We start from the raw sequence: 16903 nt of genomic DNA on the forward strand, positions 1-16903 counted from the left end.
ACGGCCGGGTGAGTTGATATCATGCCTATTACTATATGGGTGCCCAAGGAGAGCGGTTTGCCATTCGCCCTTATCTGCATAGCATCTATCAGTAATGCAATGTTCACCTGTTGGGTTAAGTAATAAAATGAAACCAGCCAACCAAAAAAAGGTAATTCAATCATCCATTGGTATTCTGGTTGCGGTGTTGCTGTTCTTCACAGCAGGGATCAAACTGCCGCTGCTGGACACCATGACGGACACGTATTTTCAGAAGGCGATCACCAAGGCCGGATTGGCCTATGCCACCTGTCGAACCGTCAATGCCGCGGTTTCCATCGTTCAGGAATCGACACTGCAGCTGGAGCCTGCAGGCGTTGGCTTGTCTCTGGCCGTGGGACAGGCCCTTGATCCCATCAACGATATGACCGAGCGGCTTTCCGATGTGCTGGTTACGGCCATCACATCATTAGGGGTACAGAAACTGGCTTATGAGATGGGCATCTCTTTCGTTCCGCCTGTGCTGGCCATTTTTTTGTTCCTTCTGTCCATTTTGATCTGGTTTGATAATTTGCGGCTAAACGCTCTGCAGAAAACACTCTGGCAGATACTGCTGCTGGTTGCCGTTTTTCGGTTTTGTCTTCCGGTTTCATCCATGGCCAATGAATTTGTCTATCATCATTTTTTCGATGAGCAGATCAATGCGGCCAGAAGCGAACTGGCGCTGGGGTCTGCGGAGCTCGACAAGCTCAAAGATCTGTCCATGCCGGAGATCGATGGGGTCATGGGAACCATTGAGAACAGCGCATTCTTCTTAAAAAAGAAATCATTTGAATTTAAAAATGCGCTCGTCTATACAGTCAGCAATATGGGAAACATCATCGAAAACCTCATGACGCTGACTTTTCTTTATGTGGGTATATTTCTCATCCAGGTGATTGTGTTGCCCTTGTTGTCATTCTGGCTGATGGTCAAAATGGCCGGCTCATTGTTTCCAGCGAGAGTTGCTGGAACAGGGGTGATATTGCATCCACATGGCAACAGGAACAAGCAGCCGGTTGATGAGGCGCGGTGAAGGCTGGTAAACAGGATGGGGCCGTCTGCTCCCATTGCCGCGCCTTCACGTTCTTCAGCACTGGCAACGACGATCGTACTTCTGGTCGTTGGCGTACTGACGGTGGCCATGGCTGCGCCTCCTTCCATCGAATCATGGATGATTTCCGCACTGGCCATGGTGTTGGTTTTATCCCTTTTCATCAAAGTCCTTTGGATGAAAAGACAATCGCTTTGTCGTCGGCAAAGTTGACCATAATGTAACGATCGTCATCGCCCCATGTGCAGCTTTTGATGCCCATGATGCCATTACACGCATCGGCTTTGCCCAATAGTGCGGTGACTTCATCGTACTGCATGCCCGCTTTGATCTTGTCGTAATTGTCGCTGTTTACCTTGCTGCAACCGGTGGCCAGGGCCAATAAACCAGCCAAAAACCCAACTCCCATTGCGCTAATGATCTTTTTTTTCAACATGATGGTCTCATTCTTTCAACTTTTGAATTCGCTTTTGTCAATGGTTGCCTTTTTTGAGCCCGCCCCAAGCCCTTCCATGCTGTTGTCAAAAGAAAACCACGCTTGATCACCACCGCATCCCATTAGCATACAAACCAGGGCGATTAGAACAAATTTTTTCAATGTCGCAGCCTCCTCGCCAATTATTGGTAATTTGGCGAAAAGAAAGCAACGTGAATACCAAGAGGGGATTGAAAAAACAAAAATATGATTATCATTGGTTATGCAAGGCATCGTCAGGCGACGAAAATGGTGAATGCCGAAATTTGTCAACGAATATGCCAAAAATTGGAAAATAGTGCTTATTATTTACCCAAAAGACCACGGCAGCCAAAACAGCGCAGCCCGGTCAAAAAAGAATGTGTGGCACCGAATCAATTTCAGGGGGCATCTTGTGGCATCGGCCAAAGTATGATAGCTATCTTTAAGTATATCTATTTGTTGTTAACAACGAACCGTTGAACCCTGAAGCTGATTAGAATACTGACTGTAAATTCGACCGCTGGACGCTATTGCAATGATAGACGATAGACCCTACATAATCGTTGACAACCAGAGGATTCAGCCCATCAGCCGGTCCCCCCGGCCCGATTCAGTTGGTGATGAGACCCGCCAGAAGCAGGAACAGAATTTTGGTGTTGTCGATCGCGTCACGATCTCCAAGGAAGGCCTGGAAAAATCCAGGCAGCATGAGAATGAGGACATGCAGCCGCTTATTGAAAAGCAATCCGAACAGATAACCTATCGCCGCCCGCCCATGTTGACCTATTCACCCAAAGGTAAACCCTAACCGCTATTTGTGGCAGAAAAAATGTAGGTTGAATGGATCATTCGGAATTTCCATTACCGACACCGCACTGAATCCCGCCTTAAGCAGCATCTCTTCAGCCAGTTGGCGCCCCCACATCATTCCCAGTCCGGCACCATTGTCCACCAAGCCGACCGGCATGCAATGCATCAAACTGACCGTGTATAAAAACGCGCCCATGGGGTGATTGCGGTTGCCGTCGATGTCGGTTTCAGCGGCAATGTCAATCATGGAAAACGTGCCGTCGTCTTTTAACATTTCATGAATTCCCTGGAGCGCCTCCATAGGACGGGTTTGATCATGAATGGCATCGAATGCAGTGATGTAGTCAAAGGCTTCTGACAGATCACCAGGATGGCGAAGCTGGGCCGCATCCCGCTCCAAAAAACAGATGTTGGTCAGATTTTTCCGGCCGGCCTCGGCACGAGCGGTTTCAAGGGCGTCTGCGCTGATGTCAAGACCGGTGAAACGACTTTTGGGGAACGCTTCAGCCATCAAAATGGTGGCCACGCCCTGGGCACATCCCAAATCGCAAACATTGATGCCCTGCCGCAGGGCTTCAACCAGACGGCCCTCATCCACCGATGGTAAAAATACGTCCACCAGTACCTGGCGGTGTTTGGCATCGCCCAATTCGGCCATAAAACCATGAAAATCAGGATAATTTTCGTAGGACACGCCCCTGCCGGTAAGAAACCCCTGGTGGACATGGGCCATGGCACAATCCGTCAGCAGGGGGATTTCCTGGGTATAGACGCCCAGGTTGTTGTTGCCGGCCCGACGGGTGAGCAGATCGCCATGGTCTTTGGGAAGTAAAAAACGGGGTTCTCCGTCGTCATCCCGGATCAGATCCACGATTCCGCCACAGACCATGACTCCCAGCCACTCTTTCACATAACGGGGGTTTAGGGTTGCGTCCCGGCAGATTTCATCGATCGTGCATGGCCGCCCGGCGGCATCCATGACATCGAAAAGACCCATGCGGTATCCGATGCCCATGGCCAGATTCAAGGAACCATAGTTGAGAATATCCACCATTTTTTCCGAAAACGGTTTGTTGTCCGTTGGCATATTTTCTCCCATATTATCGATCTTTCACGATATCTTGATCATTTTCCAACAGCCGCTGCATCGCATCCGGCAGTCCATCAGACACAAAGATGGTGGGTGCCTCATCCCGGGAAAGGCGAATCTGAAGCCGATGAGCGTGCAGAGCCAACCGATCGAACTGACAGTGCGTCGTCAGATAGGTCAGCGCACGCATTGACCCATAGCGCCGATCCCCCACAACAGGGTGGCCGGTCAGTTTGGCGTGGCGGCGAATCTGGTGCTTGCGACCGGTCAGCGGCATACATTGCACCAAGCTGTAATGGCGACTGTGGGCCAGCAATTGCCAACGGGTGGTGCAGGGCACACGCTTGCCCTTGCCCATGGGATGCTTACGGCCGGCTGCCCCAGCGGTCAATGGCCAGTCCCACTGGCCACGGTCTGACGCATCCGGATCTCCAATCAGTTGGCCGTGAACGATGGCCAAATAATCCTTGCGTACCGCTCTTTCAGAAAATTGCTTGCTAAAAAACGCACGGGTTGGCGAGTCCCCGGCAAGCAGCACGATTCCGCTGGTATCCCGGTCAAGGCGATGGACGGCATGAACCGCTGTCACATCAGTTCGTATCGCGGGCAGTTTGCCAGCCTCAAGGGCCGCCAATACCACTGCGCACACATCATTTCCCGGATCATTATGAATGCTGACACCGCAGGGCTTGTCGACAACCCACCAGGTCGGGCCACAGGCCAGCAGCGTCATTTTCAACGGCCCGCTACCGATTATCATTCGTTGGTCTGGCGTGGTGTCGTTCATGTTACCAGCATGCCGAATCAGTGGTCAGATAAAGCTTCCCGGAGAACCGGAAAAGGCAAGTCCACCCCATACCTCACCCGGCCTGGCAAGTCAAACCCATGATTTTAGCAGCGATTTGTGCAGTGCAAAAAACTATCTGGTTTTCCAGAAAGCTCTCAACAAGGTCGTTTTCTAAAAGTGTTAAGTTTCAAGTGTTAAGTGTTAAGTCGTGGATTGGATCTGATTTTATATGGGAATCGACAGGATGCCTTTCCTTAACACTTTAAACTTAACACTTAACACTGGCCCATTGATCAGTTCAATTCATGCTACTATGCTGGAACAGATGTCAGCTGGAGCTTTCCGGATAACTGGAAAAAACTATTTATCTGATGGGGCGGTCTTGGCGGCCGGTTTTTTTTTGCTGGTTTTGGCGGAGGCACTAGTTTTTGATTGGTCTTGGGGTGGGGCCTCCTTGGATTGAGACGCCTTGGATTGGGGTGGTTTATATCCGAACATCTCCATCATGCTGTCCATGGAAGATGCGCTGCCCATCATGTCCGGCAGTTGGCGGGACATCTGCAGGCCCATGTCCAGCCATTGCCCGAACTGCTGCTCAAAGGCATTTTTGGCCTCAATGTAGTTTTGGATGGTTTTCTGAAAATATTTGTCGAAAAAGTCGTTTAGTGCGTTGTCCCCGTATCGAATAATCAAGTGTAGTACCGGTGCCGGCAGAAGAATATTATTGCGTTTGGCCGCTTCCATGACAATCTGGGTCAGGATGAATGCGGTTACATCTTCACCACTGGTGGCATCCTGAATTTGTACCTGCTGGCCCTCGCGAATCATATTGGCCACGTCGTCAAGCGTGACATAACAACTGTTGTGGGTGTCATAAAGACGTCGATTACTGTATTTTTTCAAAACCAGGGGATCGGACATGGATGTTGGTTCCTTATTATGAGTTGGCGCAATTGCAGCATCATCGGTTCGCACCCTGACACCACCGATCGGATTCAATAAAAAATCAGTATAACCGATTGCCTATGAATTGCAATGGTTCAGAAAATTATTGTGCGCTGCAGCATTTTTATCATTGACAGCCGCTTCATGGAATTTATACTGCCATTAGCCATTAGCCATTAGCCATTAGCCATTAGCCATTAGCCATTAGCCATTAGCCATTAGCCATTAGCCATTAGCCATTAGCCATTAGCCATTAGCCATTAGCCATTAGCCATTAGCCATTAGCCATTAGCCATTAGCCATTAGCCACCAACAAAGGACACACAATGATTGGAAAAACCTATAGTGAAATCAATCTTGGTGATTCAGCGCGCTTTTCCAAAACCGTTACCGAAGCAGACGTGATCCTGTTTGCGGGTGTAACCGGCGACCTGAATCCGGCACACATTGATGAAGCTTACGCCCAAGGCACTTTTTTTAAAACCCGCATTGCCCATGGGATGCTGTCCGCCGGTTTTATTTCAGCCGTGATTGGGACGCGTCTGCCGGGCCCGGGTACCATCTACATGCACCAATCGCTTAATTTTCTTGCACCGGTAGCCATTGGCGATACGGTTACGGCTGTTGTTGAAGTAGTTGAAAAAATAGAAGAAAAAGGACGAATACGGTTGAAAACGACCTGCGTTAATCAAAAAGGCACCACCATCTTGGACGGCGAGGCATTGGTCAGTCCTCCCCGGCCCCCCAAGTAAGATGAATTCGTAAAAAGCGGCTTCCAGGGAAAGCCGCTTTTTACAAATCCGTTATTATTTTGATTCGGGCCGCCAGCACCAGTTTTCGTAATAGTCCCAACCGACCATGGAATTGAGTTGCTTGAGCTCTTCGTCTTTTTCTTGAATAGATGCCTTCATTACGTCACCTGAGGAGAGCATCCCGATAATATTGCCGTTTTTTTCGATGATCAGGTGACGTAGTCGCAGACCCAGAAATTTATCCATCAGATTGTAGACGGTATCCGTGGATGGCGCGGTGACAATGCGCGGGGTCATGACCTGATCGACAGGTGTCGTGCCAGGATCGAACCCATCCTCAAGTGTGTTGCGCAACAGGTCCCGCTCGGTCCATATGCCCACGGGCTTGTCGTTTTGTGTCACCAGGATGGCCCCCACCTTGTTTTCGTTCATTTTTTTCAATGCATCCATAATTGTGGCACCTACCGGTACACTCAGAATGTCACCACCCTTTTTCTGGAGTATATCATTGGCTGTCTTCATTCTTTACCGCCTTTCAAAGGGGGTTGAGAAAAAAAGGCCGCAACAGATGGACCCCATATTGACGAACCCGGTTGCGGCTATTGATAACACCGAATTTTGATTTCTTAAATTATTAAAATAGCTTTCCCATGGGGGGCTGTCAACGGTGATGAAAGTGGATTGCTGATATCCGGTCATGCCTGACTACTTTAGTATCGTGTACTGGGTGCCGATCTTTAAATAGTTAAAGTCATCAATTCGTCACATCTTTCAGTGAGCGATGTAGTCATGCAGCATGCCCCAAACAAATTGTTTTCCGGAATCCGGCGTTTTTTCCACCGCCGGCCGCCGGATGATATGCAGCTGGGGGAGCTGCTGGTTGCCCAAGGCATCCTTACTGACGCGCAACTGGCGGACGCGCTGGCAGCCCAGCGTCAGCGGCTGATCGAAGATGGCCAGGCGGTTCGCCTGGGCCATATCATTACCGAGCTCGGCATGGCCTCCGAAGCGGCGGTTGTTACCGCCATCAATGAGAACTTCAGAATTTCGGTCGCCTCCTTGTCGGACAACATCCGCGAGCTCATTGCCCGCCAACGGGGCACCCTGGCTGAGCGGCTGCCGGCACCGGTTCTGCCGATTTGGCTAAAGCTGTGCATCGGCGCGTTGCTGATTGTCATGGTCACCATGCTCTCGTTCAGTTACTTCATTATCAACAAACAAAAGACCCGGCTTTTCGATCAGACCGTTACCTTGGGAACGGTCAGCCTCAACTATTTCGTCAACAATGCCCGCATCCCATTGATCAATGACGACATTCTCAGCCTCAATACCCTGATCAAGGAGGCCACCGCGACAGAAGGCCTGCGTTATGCCGTGGTTACCGATTTTTACGGCCTGATCCGCGCCCACACCAACGTGGATCGGATTGGTACACAGCTGTCTTTGCCCGCGCCCCTGGCGCCGCCAGTCACCCGGTCGGACCTATCCTATTTTTCTTATGATTCCCCTTCCGGCGAGCAGATTCTCAACCTGAGCCGGGATGTCCTGTTTCAGGACAAGCATGTGGGAACGGTTCATGTGGGGGTATCGTTGGATTTTATCGGTCAGCTGGTCGATAAAGAAAAACGTTCCATTGTACTGATGACCCTGGGCGTGATGGTGGTGGGGCTTGGGATCGCCCTTTATCTGGGATTGCGTTTTTCAAAGCCCATCAAACGACTGGTGGAGGCAACGGAAGCCATCGGAAAAGGGGATTATCAGCACCGGGTGGACCTCAACCGCAAGGATGAACTGGGCAACCTGGCCGCGGCTTTCAATCACATGGGGGAAGAACTGCAGCGGCATAAGTTGGCCCGCGAGTCGTTTGGCAAATATGTCGGGGAAGAAGTTCTGGAGATGATCGTGGCCGACTCGGAACAATCGTGGCTCAAGGGCCACGAAAACGAAGCCACCATCTTTTTTGCCGATATCAGGGGCTTTACCGCCTATGCCGAGAACCGGAATCCCAAAACCGTGGTGGCCATGCTCAATACTTACTTTGAAATCGCCACCCGCGCCATCCTGGATTACGGCGGGTATGTGGATAAATTCATCGGCGATTGTGTTCTGGGTGTGTTTGGGGTGCCGGTTTTACGCAAAGACCATGTGGAACGGGCTGTGCGAGCCGCCATGGATCTTGTGCAGCAGTTGCAACAAAACGGCAGGCATGATAATCCCTTATTGTCATCTGTAGGCATTGGTATTCATACAGGGCGCATTGTTTCAGGCAATCTCGGATCCCAGTCAAAAATGGAATACACGGTTATCGGTGATACGGTGAACCTGGCGTCACGGCTCAGTGGGCTGGCTGGTCCGGGAGAAGTTCTCGTTACAGATACGGTTTATCAAGCGCTGGGAAACATGATTGTCGCGGCACCGGCGGGCACCCGCAACATCAAGGGCAAAACCGCGCCGGTAAAAACCTATCGCATCACATCTATCCAACAGAGGCCCCATGTCAGATCTGACAATTGAGCAGCCCTTCAACCCGCATCGACATGCCTTTGTTCTCATCCTTTGCCGTATCATTTCCCTCTTGTTTGTCATCTTCTGGGGCGGCCTGTTGTCATCCGTGTTCCATGTTGTTCATGCTGAACAGAATCGTGAAGCGCAAGGGCGCTCATTGCCATTGCTGGTGCGGGCTCGCCAGGGGGATACGCCGGCCAGCCTTGCCAGCCGCTATTTGAACGATGCCGCCAAAGCGTGGATGATCGTCGACTATAACGGTATGGTTACATTTGACGACGGTCAGGCGGTGCTGATTCCAACGGCGCCATTTCGGTTGGGCGGCCTGACCCCTTCAGGCTACCAGAGTGTTCCCGTATTGGCCTATGCGGATATCGATGAGCCTTCAAATTCCACGGCACAGCTTTCCACCGCCGCATTCGACGAACAAATGAGCTGGCTTAAAAACAGCGGCTATACAACGATCACGCCTGCACAGCTGTTGGCGTTCATGGCGTTTTCCGGCCAGCTTCCCAAGCATGCGGTGCTGATTACGGCCGATACCGAGTCCTCGGCCTTTTTCGATCAGGCCGTGCCTGTGCTCAAATCATTCGGTTTTACGGCGACCCTTTTTGTGGCCACGGCGCGGGTCGGTAAAGCGGGCAACATGACTTGGGAGCAACTGCAAAAGCTTAACCATGCGGGGTTTGCCATTGGTTGCCGCGGGCAAGATGGTCGATCATTGACCCCCGGTCTTGGTCGCCGGTCCCTTGAAGCCAATTTCGCCAAAATTGAAACTGAATTGCGGCAGGCCAAAAAAGCGGTGGAAGATCATTTGGAAGATACCTGCACGGTGCTCGCGTATCCGCAAGGTCACACCAATGATCTGCTTTCCGCCATGGCTGCCAAAATCGGTTTTTCCCTGGCATTTGTTCAGTCTGAGGGCGAAAATCCTTTTTTTGCCAATCGGTTTGCCATCCATCGGCTGGTAATCGACCGGCGGTTGGACCCCGATGAATTCACACAGATGCTTACCACCAGGGTAGCGGTGGATCTTCAGTGATGAGACGATGGATGCCCATAGCCGCCCTTATGGCCATGGTTACCCTTTGCAGCTGTGCCGGCTCGGAATTCTGGCACGCTGGTTCCTGGTGGCGGGCCGCGCAGACCGATGCGATCAGTCAGCGGGCCAGGCAACTGGAAGCAGCGGGCGATCTTGCCATGGCCCTGGATCACTGGCGATTGATCGAAGATATCGCCATTGATGATCCTCACACAGGGGAAGAAATTCGCCGTTTGGAAAATAAAATCGCAGAGGCGGTACAAGCCCACCATCAACAGGGCCTTGAGAAAATGCAAGCCGGCCAGCGGACAGCGGCCCGCAATCACTTTCTGGCCGCCCTGCGGCTCAATCCTTCGTTTGAACCGGCCCGGCAACAAATCAAGGCCGGCTTCTCACCCTTTCCATTGATGGGGTATCATACCGTACCGGAGGATCGTCTGGACACCATTGCCAAAACGGTTTTCGGCAATGCGGACAAGGCGTTTCTGGTTCGCTGGTTCAATGATCTACCCCAAGATGAACCGCTTGCTCCTAATACGCTTCTGATTTTACCCAAACTAAAAAAGGAATCGGTCAAAAAAGCACCTGAAAAACGACCCATGACGCTTCTGGACAAGGCTCATGCGCGGCTGTCCGATGGTGATATCGAGGGGGCCCTGGCATTGGCCGGACAGCTTGGTGCAAAAGATCCGGCGGTTCAATCCCTAATGCATAAGATCCATCTGAAAAAGGCAACAGTCCAGATCGCCGCCGGCCTGCTCGATGAAGCCGGACAATCCCTTGCCCAGGTGCCTGACGTGGTTCCGGGCAAAGCGGCTGCCCTGGAAACATTCCAGGGCGCCTTGACGCAGCGACAGATTGCGCTGGACATGGAAAAAGCTCAGCAACTTTACGATGAGAACGATTTCCAGGGCAGTCTCGATCTGACAACCACTGTGCTGGCCCGGATGCCGGAAAATGTCGATGCCCGTTTTTTGGTCGATGAAGCACGCTACCGTTTGGCCCTGGATTTTTTTAACCGGCAGCAGCTCATCAAAGCCCGCACGCTGCTGGAGCAGGCCGGCGATGATCACGCCCCAAGCGTCGCGCTCAAGGAAGCGGTGACGGTGAGGCTCAAAACAGTGGCCCAGACCCACTACCGAAATGGTGTCAAACACTTTATCAACGAAGATCTGAAGGCGGCCGTCGACGAATGGGAAAAGGCACTTGAGTGCAACCCGGATCTTGAAAAAGTACGTGAAAATATCGACAAGGCCAATCGAATTTTGAAAAAAATTGAAGAGATGCCATGAGATAGGTGGATAGGTGGATAGGCTGAAGGCTGAAGGCTGAAGGCTGAAGGTGGAAGGTGGAAGGTGGAAGGTGGAAGGTGGAAGGTGGAAGGTGGTTTGGGGGGATTTTGTCTTTTTGGCCATGAAAATGAGAAAGAAAATGCCAAAGGCCAAGTGACAATTGAAGGATCGCATCGATTAAAAACAGCTATTATACCATCTTTACTCATCTATAATTTCTATCACCAACGCTGTAATCATCCAGTTTCTCGATTAGACATAACTATAATGGGATGATAACCTTCAATAATTATAACTTATTCCGGTGGGTTAGTAATTTAACGGATAGTGAATGGATGCTCAAAACAATTGAAGGAGAGGACGCATGAAAAAAAGCCAGATGGGATTTCGATGGGTGATGGCGGCGGCTGTGCTGGTTCTGATTGCTGGGGGCATGGCGCCGGTTCAGGCCGATGACCTGGCTGCGTTTGACGGGATGCAGGGTACCGTTAGAATTTCCGGTGGCACCGCCCACATTCCGGTGATGAAGGAAGCGGCCAAACGGATCATGCAGCGCTATGCGGGCATTCAGATCACCGTTGCCGGCGGGGGCTCGGGCGTGGGCATCAAACAAGTGGGCGAAGGGCTGGTGGACGTTGGCAATTCCGGCCGTAAACCCACGGACGAGGAGATCGCCAAGTACGATTTAAAACTATTCAAATGGGCGGTGGACGGTGTGGGCGTGGTGGTCAATCCCAAAAATTCCGTCCACAGCCTCAGCTCGGAGCAGGTCAAGGCCGTGTTTGCCGGAACGATCGGCAACTGGAAAGCGCTGGGCGGTCCGGACAAGGCCATCAACCTCTACACGCGCGACGAGGCCAGTGGCACCCGGGCGGTTTTCTGGAAAAAGGCCATCGGCAAGGGGCCGATCAGTGCCAAAGCCAATGTGGTGGTTTCCAACGGGGCCATGAAATCCGCTGTGGCCGGTGATCCCTACGGTATCGGATATGTGTCCGTGGGACATATCGATAAAAGCGTCACCCCCGTGACCCTGGATGGGGTGACCCCGACCCTGGAAACGGTAAAAAGCGGCGTATACCCTGTGGCCCGGGGTCTGTTCAGCAATACCAAGGGCGATCCCACTGGCCTGACCAAGGTTTTTGTCGACTTTCTTTTCAGCCCCACCGGCCAGGCCATTGCCGCTGAAAAGGGGTTCGTGGCCGTCAATTAGGCATGTTTCGCGATCAATTGGTCAAAGTGCTTTTCGGGGGGGCGGCTGCCTTCAGCGTGGCCGTCACCCTGCTGATATTCGGGTTTATGATCGTGCTCGGCGCCCCGTTGATCAAGGACGGCGCGTTCCTGGCACTTTTTACCGATTCCTGGCTGCCCGGTCAGGGTCAGGTCGGGATCGCCCCCATGATTGTGGGCACCCTGGTCATCGCCGGTCTGGCACTGGCTTTCAGTTTCCCGGTCAGTCTGGGGTGCGCGGCGCTGATCAGCGGCCTGGGACGGGGACCCTTGCCTGCTCTGCTTCACCGCCTTGTGCGTTTCATGACCGGCATCCCGACGGTGGTTTACGGTTTTGCCGGTATTTTTTTGCTGGTGCCCATCATCCGTGAATGGGCCGGCCGCGGATCTGGCCTGTGTGTGTTGTCCGCGGCCCTGCTTTTGGGCGTGCTCATCGCCCCGACCATGATTCTTTTTTTTGTGGACGCGTTTGCCGCTGTTCCACGCTCCTACCTGGTGGCGGCCAAAGCCCTGGGGGCCACCGCCGTCCAGTGCTTCGTGCATATAATGATTCCAGGCGCATGGCGCGGTCTGACCAGTGGCGTGGTCCTGGCTTCGGGCAGGGCCGTGGGTGATACCCTGATTGCCCTGATGATTGCCGGCAATGCGGCCGTGCTGCCCGAGTCGCTGATGGACCCGGCGCGCACGCTTACGGCCCATATCGCCCTGGTGGTGGCGGCTGATTTTGACAGTCTGGAATTTCGCACCCTGTTTGCCTGTGGCATCGTCCTTTACCTTTGCACCACCGCCATGGTGATGTTGACGCGCCGGATCGGCAGCGCTTCGGAGAAACGGCAATGGCCGGCACCCTGACCGAAAAAAGTGTTGTTCTGTGGGCCTGGCTGTCGGGGGCGGTGCTGACCATCGCTGTCGGAGGACTGGTGGGATATGTGGTCGTCAAGGGCGCGGGCAGTCTGTCCTTGCATCTGGTTTTTGGCGATACCGCGCCCCTGGATGCCATGTTGTTGCGGCGGCAGGTGTTTGACGGCATTTTCCCGGCTATGTTGGGCACCCTGGCCCTGGTCGGTCTTTCCATTACCATTTCCGTGCCCATCGGCGTTGCCGCGGGAATTTACATGGCTGAATTCGCCGCCCCGCGCATCAAGGCCGTCTTCGGGCTGTTCTTCGATATTCTGGCCGGCATCCCCTCGATCCTGGTGGGGCTTTTTGGCTTCAGTGTCGCGGTGTTTCTGCACCACCGGGTATCGGACCGGATCATGCCCTGCCTGTTGATTTCAGCCCTGTCGCTGGCTTTTCTGGTGCTGCCCTATCTGATTCGTACCACCCAGGTGGCCCTTGAAAGCCTGCCCCGGCAGGTGCGTATCACCGCGCCGGCATTGGGCGCAACGCGGTTGCAGACCCTTTTCTGGGTGCTGTTGCCCCAATCCCTTTCCGGCATTGTCAGTGGAGTGATTCTTTCCATCGGCCGCTGTGCCGAGGATACGGCGGTGATCATGCTCACCGGCGTGGTGGCCACCGCCGGCGTGCCCACATCCGTTTTAGCCAACTACGAGGCCCTGCCTTTTTTTATCTACACGATTTCGGCCCAGTATGCCGATCAGGCGGAACTGATGCGTGGATACGGTGCAGCGATTGTTCTCTTGGCCATTTGCGCGCTGTTGTTTATCCTGGCCACGCTGATCAGACATCGATTGGCGGATCATCTGCTTTACGGTGCACGCTAAAATGGAGCGTTACATGCCCCCACCCGGCGATGTGAAAATAAAAGTCCGCAACCTGTCTTTTGCCTACAAAGAAAATACGGTCCTGAAGGATCTCACGCTGGACATTGCGGCCCTGGCCGTCACCGCCGTGGTGGGACCCTCGGGGCAGGGCAAATCCACATTGCTCTCTATTTTCAACCGCCTTTGGGAAGACATTCCCGGCGCGCACCTGCGCGGCAGGGTGCACATTCATTTGAATGGAGACTATCAGGATATTTACCATCGTTCGTGCTCCCTGCCGGCCTTGCGTCGTCAGGTGGGCATGGTGTTTCAGATTCCCAACCCGCTGCCCATGAGCATCTATAAAAATGTGGCCTTTCCCCTTAAGTTGTCCGGGGAATCAAACAAACGCCAAAAAAGGCTTGCCGTGGAGCGCGCCCTGAAGCAGGCTTTTTTATGGGATGAGGTGCAGGATCGGCTGCACGAAGACGCCCGCCATCTATCCGGCGGCCAGCAGCAGCGGCTTTGTATTGCCAGAGCCCTGGTCTTGAAACCGGAAGTTCTTCTCCTGGACGAACCCACATCCTCCCTTGATGCCGCTGCCACAGAGATTGTCGAGCAGTTGATCATGCGTCTGAAAGAAAACTGCACGATCGTCATGGTGTCACATGATATGGCCCAGGTTGAACGGGTTGCTGATTATGGGTTGACGCTGTTGGGGGGAAGGGTTGTTAACAAATAGCGCTCAAAGTACGCCTCGACCAGGTCATCGATCGTGCCTTGATCGCGAAGATCGGCAATCTCCCGGTTGATATCGGGTAAAAGATCAATATGAGGCGATTTTTTTGAAAATGCAAAGTAGACGTCTGTAACCGCCAGTTCTTTCTGGGCCACCGCAATTTGATCCTGTAAGCCCATCTGGCTGGCAGCCACGCGTCCCGCGTAATACCCGAAGATCATATAATCCACTTTTTCGCTTAATAGGAGATCGAACATCTCTTCAGAGGAATACACCCGAACCATGCGCAAATAATCCTCAATGAAGCGGTCCAGCGAATCACCGAAACTGTCGCCGAACAGGGTCACACCGCGCAGTCCGATCAGGTCCTGATGGTCTGAAATGGCAAGGGGGTTATCCTTTCTAACGAAAACAGATGTGAGATCTTCACAGATTGGCGTTGAATAAACCAGATAGGCTTCCCGTTCGCGGTTGTGATAGATGCCGGCGATCAGATCCACCGTGCCCTGACGGGTCAGAGCCAGAACCCGCTTCCACGGCCCCACGAAACGCTTCTGGTAATCAATTTCCAGTTTGAAAAAGATAATTTCGGCAAGTTCCGGGAAGAGTCCGACGATCTGTTCGTTATCCTGATAGGCTAGCGGCGGTCGATCCGGATGACTGGTGATAATCACAGGCGCCGCGGCAGTGGCTTCCTGAGCATTGATCCCGTTTGGCGGTTGAATTAGTGCAATCAATAAAACCACAATGATTATTCGCATGTAGACTGTCCATTGAGTATGGTGCATCCGCGTTGATAGTGCAATTGATACTGATCACATGGCCAAGAACTTGAAGTGGTAGCATTTCTCTATGATTGCTTTTTTGGTTTCTACTGTCTCATTAAAAAAGGGATACTGCAAGTTTATTATCCATTTGCGTTTCGATCGTATAGCAGGTCGACAATCACCCCCCTTACGTGATCGCGCAGTACTTCCGGTGTCATGCCCGAGACGGTGGCGTAGGGAATTGCCGGACCAATGGTCACATGCACCGGTTTGGGATTCAGTTGAAGCGACCCTTTGCGATTGTATTCATACAGGCCGCTGATGGCAAAGGGCAGGATGTCCGCACCGGCCTGGCGGGCCAGGTGAAAAGGACCTTTTTTGAACGGCCCCAAATGGCCGGTCAGGGTGCGATGGCCCTCGGGCAGAATGATAATGGAGGCGCCCGAGCGCAGCCGCTTTCGAGCGATGTCCAGGCTTTGCTTTGCTTTTTCCAGATTGCGGCGGTGGATGGGAATACACCCCCAGCGGGTTACCAGGCTGCCCCACAAGGGGACCTGAAAGTGGTAGGCTGCTTCAACAGCCACATAGGTCAAGGGGATGGCTGCCGGGATGACGAACAGATCAAACAGGCTCTGGTGATTGCCCATGATCAGGTAGGTTTGCCGAGGATCGATATGCTCAAGGCCCGTAACCGTCAGGCGAATGCCCATGATCCGTGTCTGGATACGAAAAAGAAACCGGGCCAGAGCAAACATCCGCTTGCGCGAAAGCATAAATAGCCCGATGGATAATATTGTAAAAGAAGAGACGAAAAAGAGTGTTCCCGCCGTCCACAAGAGCGCTGATCGCAACATGTTCATTCAACGTACCTCAAAATCCGGGGGACAAATGGTAATTGGAGTCAGTCAGATTTCAACTTGTAGCGGCTGATTCGCTTTTCGATCAGAGCATCGACAACGCCTTGGTCTCGCAGCTCGCGGATTTGACGGTCGATGTCGGGGAGCAGATGCACATGGGCTGATTTTTTGGATAGCGCCAGGTAAACATTTTCAACCACCAGATCTTTTTTGGCCACAATGATTTCATTTTCAAGCCCCATCCGAATGGTCGCCACCCGGCCGGCGAAATGTCCGAAAATCATATAATCCGCTTTCTCAGTCAGAATCAAGTCCAACATTTCCTGAATGGAATAGGCACGGATCATACGCAGTTGGTTGTTCATGAAGCGATCCATCTGTTCGCCGAAACTGTCGCCGAACAGGGTGACGCCCCGCCGGCCCACCAGGTCCTTGCGGGTGGAAATGGCAAAGGCCTTTTCTTTTTTGACAAATACCGATGTGGGATCCTCCATGAACGGTATGGTAAAAGCCAGGTAGGTCTCCCGTTCACTGTTGCGGTAAAGTCCGGCGATCAGATCCACCTTGCCCTGGCGGGCCAATTCCTGGACCCGCTTCCAGGGCCCCATGAAACGGCTTTCATAGGCAACGCCCAATCTGGAGAGAACCATGCCGGCAAACTCCGGTCCCAACCCCACGATCTGATCGCCGTCGCGATAAATGAACGGCGGTCGACCCGGATGACCGGTGATAGTCACAGGCGCTTTGGCCGAGCCTTCATCGGCGTTGATCCAATTCGGCATTTGCGGGAACATCAACAAAAGCACCAGAATGATTTTTTGCATATGGGTACACCATCAAATAATTAAGCTTGACAGA

The 16903-nt window shown here is 52.7% G+C and carries 19 protein-coding genes; 10 read left to right on the plus strand and 9 right to left on the minus strand.

Going from position 1 to position 16903, the window contains the following annotated elements:
- Positions 1-127 precede the first annotated feature (127 nt).
- On the plus strand, positions 128-1054 hold the full coding sequence (locus tag Dvar_RS02265; RefSeq protein WP_419660107.1) for a hypothetical protein: 927 nt from the start codon (positions 128-130) through the stop codon (positions 1052-1054).
- Between the two features lie 181 nt (positions 1055-1235).
- Here the strand turns inward: Dvar_RS02265 and Dvar_RS02270 are convergent, their stop codons facing one another.
- The gene (locus tag Dvar_RS02270) at positions 1236-1508 is read right to left on the minus strand and encodes a hypothetical protein (RefSeq protein ID WP_419660108.1); all 273 of its coding nucleotides are present in this window, start codon (positions 1506-1508) and stop codon (positions 1236-1238) included.
- Between the two features lie 15 nt (positions 1509-1523).
- Positions 1524-1820 (minus strand): hypothetical protein, encoded by a 297-nt coding sequence (locus tag Dvar_RS02275; protein ID WP_419660109.1) that lies wholly within the window; start codon positions 1818-1820, stop codon positions 1524-1526.
- Between the two features lie 244 nt (positions 1821-2064).
- On the opposite strand from Dvar_RS02275, the gene Dvar_RS02280 reads away from it, so the two are divergent.
- Positions 2065-2337: a hypothetical protein gene (locus Dvar_RS02280; RefSeq protein ID WP_419660110.1), complete on the plus strand. Its 273-nt coding sequence runs from the start codon at positions 2065-2067 to the stop codon at positions 2335-2337.
- A 3-nt stretch (positions 2338-2340) separates the two neighbouring features.
- Here the strand turns inward: Dvar_RS02280 and Dvar_RS02285 are convergent, their stop codons facing one another.
- The 3 genes from Dvar_RS02285 to Dvar_RS02295 form a co-directional block, all read right to left on the minus strand.
- On the minus strand, positions 2341-3426 hold the full coding sequence (locus Dvar_RS02285) for a class I SAM-dependent methyltransferase (RefSeq protein WP_419660111.1): 1086 nt from the start codon (positions 3424-3426) through the stop codon (positions 2341-2343).
- A 13-nt stretch (positions 3427-3439) separates the two neighbouring features.
- The gene (locus Dvar_RS02290; protein ID WP_419660112.1) at positions 3440-4216 is read right to left on the minus strand and encodes an RluA family pseudouridine synthase; all 777 of its coding nucleotides are present in this window, start codon (positions 4214-4216) and stop codon (positions 3440-3442) included.
- A 360-nt stretch (positions 4217-4576) separates the two neighbouring features.
- Positions 4577-5137 carry a polyhydroxyalkanoate synthesis regulator DNA-binding domain-containing protein gene (locus tag Dvar_RS02295; protein WP_419660113.1) on the minus strand — a complete coding sequence of 187 codons (561 nt, stop codon included), beginning with the start codon at positions 5135-5137 and terminating at the stop codon, positions 4577-4579.
- 350 nt (positions 5138-5487) lie between these two features.
- On the opposite strand from Dvar_RS02295, the gene Dvar_RS02300 reads away from it, so the two are divergent.
- Positions 5488-5913 (plus strand): MaoC family dehydratase, encoded by a 426-nt coding sequence (locus Dvar_RS02300; protein ID WP_419660114.1) that lies wholly within the window; start codon positions 5488-5490, stop codon positions 5911-5913.
- Between the two features lie 54 nt (positions 5914-5967).
- On the opposite strand, the gene Dvar_RS02305 is transcribed toward Dvar_RS02300, so the two are convergent.
- The gene (locus tag Dvar_RS02305) at positions 5968-6435 is read right to left on the minus strand and encodes a cyclic nucleotide-binding/CBS domain-containing protein (RefSeq protein ID WP_419660115.1); all 468 of its coding nucleotides are present in this window, start codon (positions 6433-6435) and stop codon (positions 5968-5970) included.
- Positions 6436-6702: 267 nt separating this feature from the next.
- Here Dvar_RS02305 and Dvar_RS02310 point away from each other — a divergent pair, with 267 nt between their 5' ends.
- The 7 genes from Dvar_RS02310 (at position 6703) to Dvar_RS02340 (ending at position 14424) form a co-directional block, all read left to right on the plus strand.
- The gene (locus Dvar_RS02310) at positions 6703-8427 is read left to right on the plus strand and encodes an adenylate/guanylate cyclase domain-containing protein (protein WP_419660116.1); all 1725 of its coding nucleotides are present in this window, start codon (positions 6703-6705) and stop codon (positions 8425-8427) included.
- A complete protein-coding gene (locus Dvar_RS02315) occupies positions 8408-9460 on the plus strand; it encodes a polysaccharide deacetylase family protein (protein ID WP_419660117.1) in 1053 nt (350 codons plus the stop codon). Before Dvar_RS02310 ends, Dvar_RS02315 begins: the two co-directional genes overlap by 20 nt.
- Positions 9461-9471: 11 nt before the next feature.
- A complete protein-coding gene (locus Dvar_RS02320; protein WP_419660118.1) occupies positions 9472-10752 on the plus strand; it encodes a hypothetical protein in 1281 nt (426 codons plus the stop codon).
- Between the two features lie 364 nt (positions 10753-11116).
- The gene (locus Dvar_RS02325; protein ID WP_419660119.1) at positions 11117-11962 is read left to right on the plus strand and encodes a phosphate ABC transporter substrate-binding protein; all 846 of its coding nucleotides are present in this window, start codon (positions 11117-11119) and stop codon (positions 11960-11962) included.
- A 2-nt stretch (positions 11963-11964) separates the two neighbouring features.
- Positions 11965-12831: a PstC family ABC transporter permease gene (locus tag Dvar_RS02330; protein ID WP_419660120.1), complete on the plus strand. Its 867-nt coding sequence runs from the start codon at positions 11965-11967 to the stop codon at positions 12829-12831.
- Positions 12816-13703: a PstA family ABC transporter permease gene (locus Dvar_RS02335; protein WP_419660121.1), complete on the plus strand. Its 888-nt coding sequence runs from the start codon at positions 12816-12818 to the stop codon at positions 13701-13703. The genes Dvar_RS02330 and Dvar_RS02335 overlap by 16 nt, the downstream gene beginning before the upstream one ends.
- A 13-nt stretch (positions 13704-13716) precedes the next feature.
- Positions 13717-14424 (plus strand): phosphate ABC transporter ATP-binding protein, encoded by a 708-nt coding sequence (locus tag Dvar_RS02340; protein WP_419660122.1) that lies wholly within the window; start codon positions 13717-13719, stop codon positions 14422-14424.
- Here Dvar_RS02340 and Dvar_RS02345 read toward each other — a convergent pair.
- The 3 genes from Dvar_RS02345 to Dvar_RS02355 all read right to left on the minus strand — a co-directional run bounded on the left by Dvar_RS02345 (position 14382) and on the right by Dvar_RS02355 (position 16869).
- Complete coding sequence (locus Dvar_RS02345) at positions 14382-15182, minus strand: substrate-binding periplasmic protein (RefSeq protein ID WP_419660123.1); 801 nt, start codon at positions 15180-15182, stop codon at positions 14382-14384. The two genes, Dvar_RS02340 and Dvar_RS02345, sit on opposite strands and share 43 nt — an antisense overlap.
- 146 nt (positions 15183-15328) lie before the next feature.
- A complete protein-coding gene (locus tag Dvar_RS02350; RefSeq protein WP_419660124.1) occupies positions 15329-16048 on the minus strand; it encodes a lysophospholipid acyltransferase family protein in 720 nt (239 codons plus the stop codon).
- 41 nt (positions 16049-16089) lie between these two features.
- Complete coding sequence (locus Dvar_RS02355; protein ID WP_419660125.1) at positions 16090-16869, minus strand: substrate-binding periplasmic protein; 780 nt, start codon at positions 16867-16869, stop codon at positions 16090-16092.
- Between the last annotated feature and the right edge of the window lie 34 nt (positions 16870-16903).

The organism is Desulfosarcina variabilis str. Montpellier (genome assembly GCF_048565275.1).
GTDB classification, from domain to species: Bacteria; Desulfobacterota; Desulfobacteria; order Desulfobacterales; family Desulfosarcinaceae; genus Desulfosarcina; species Desulfosarcina variabilis.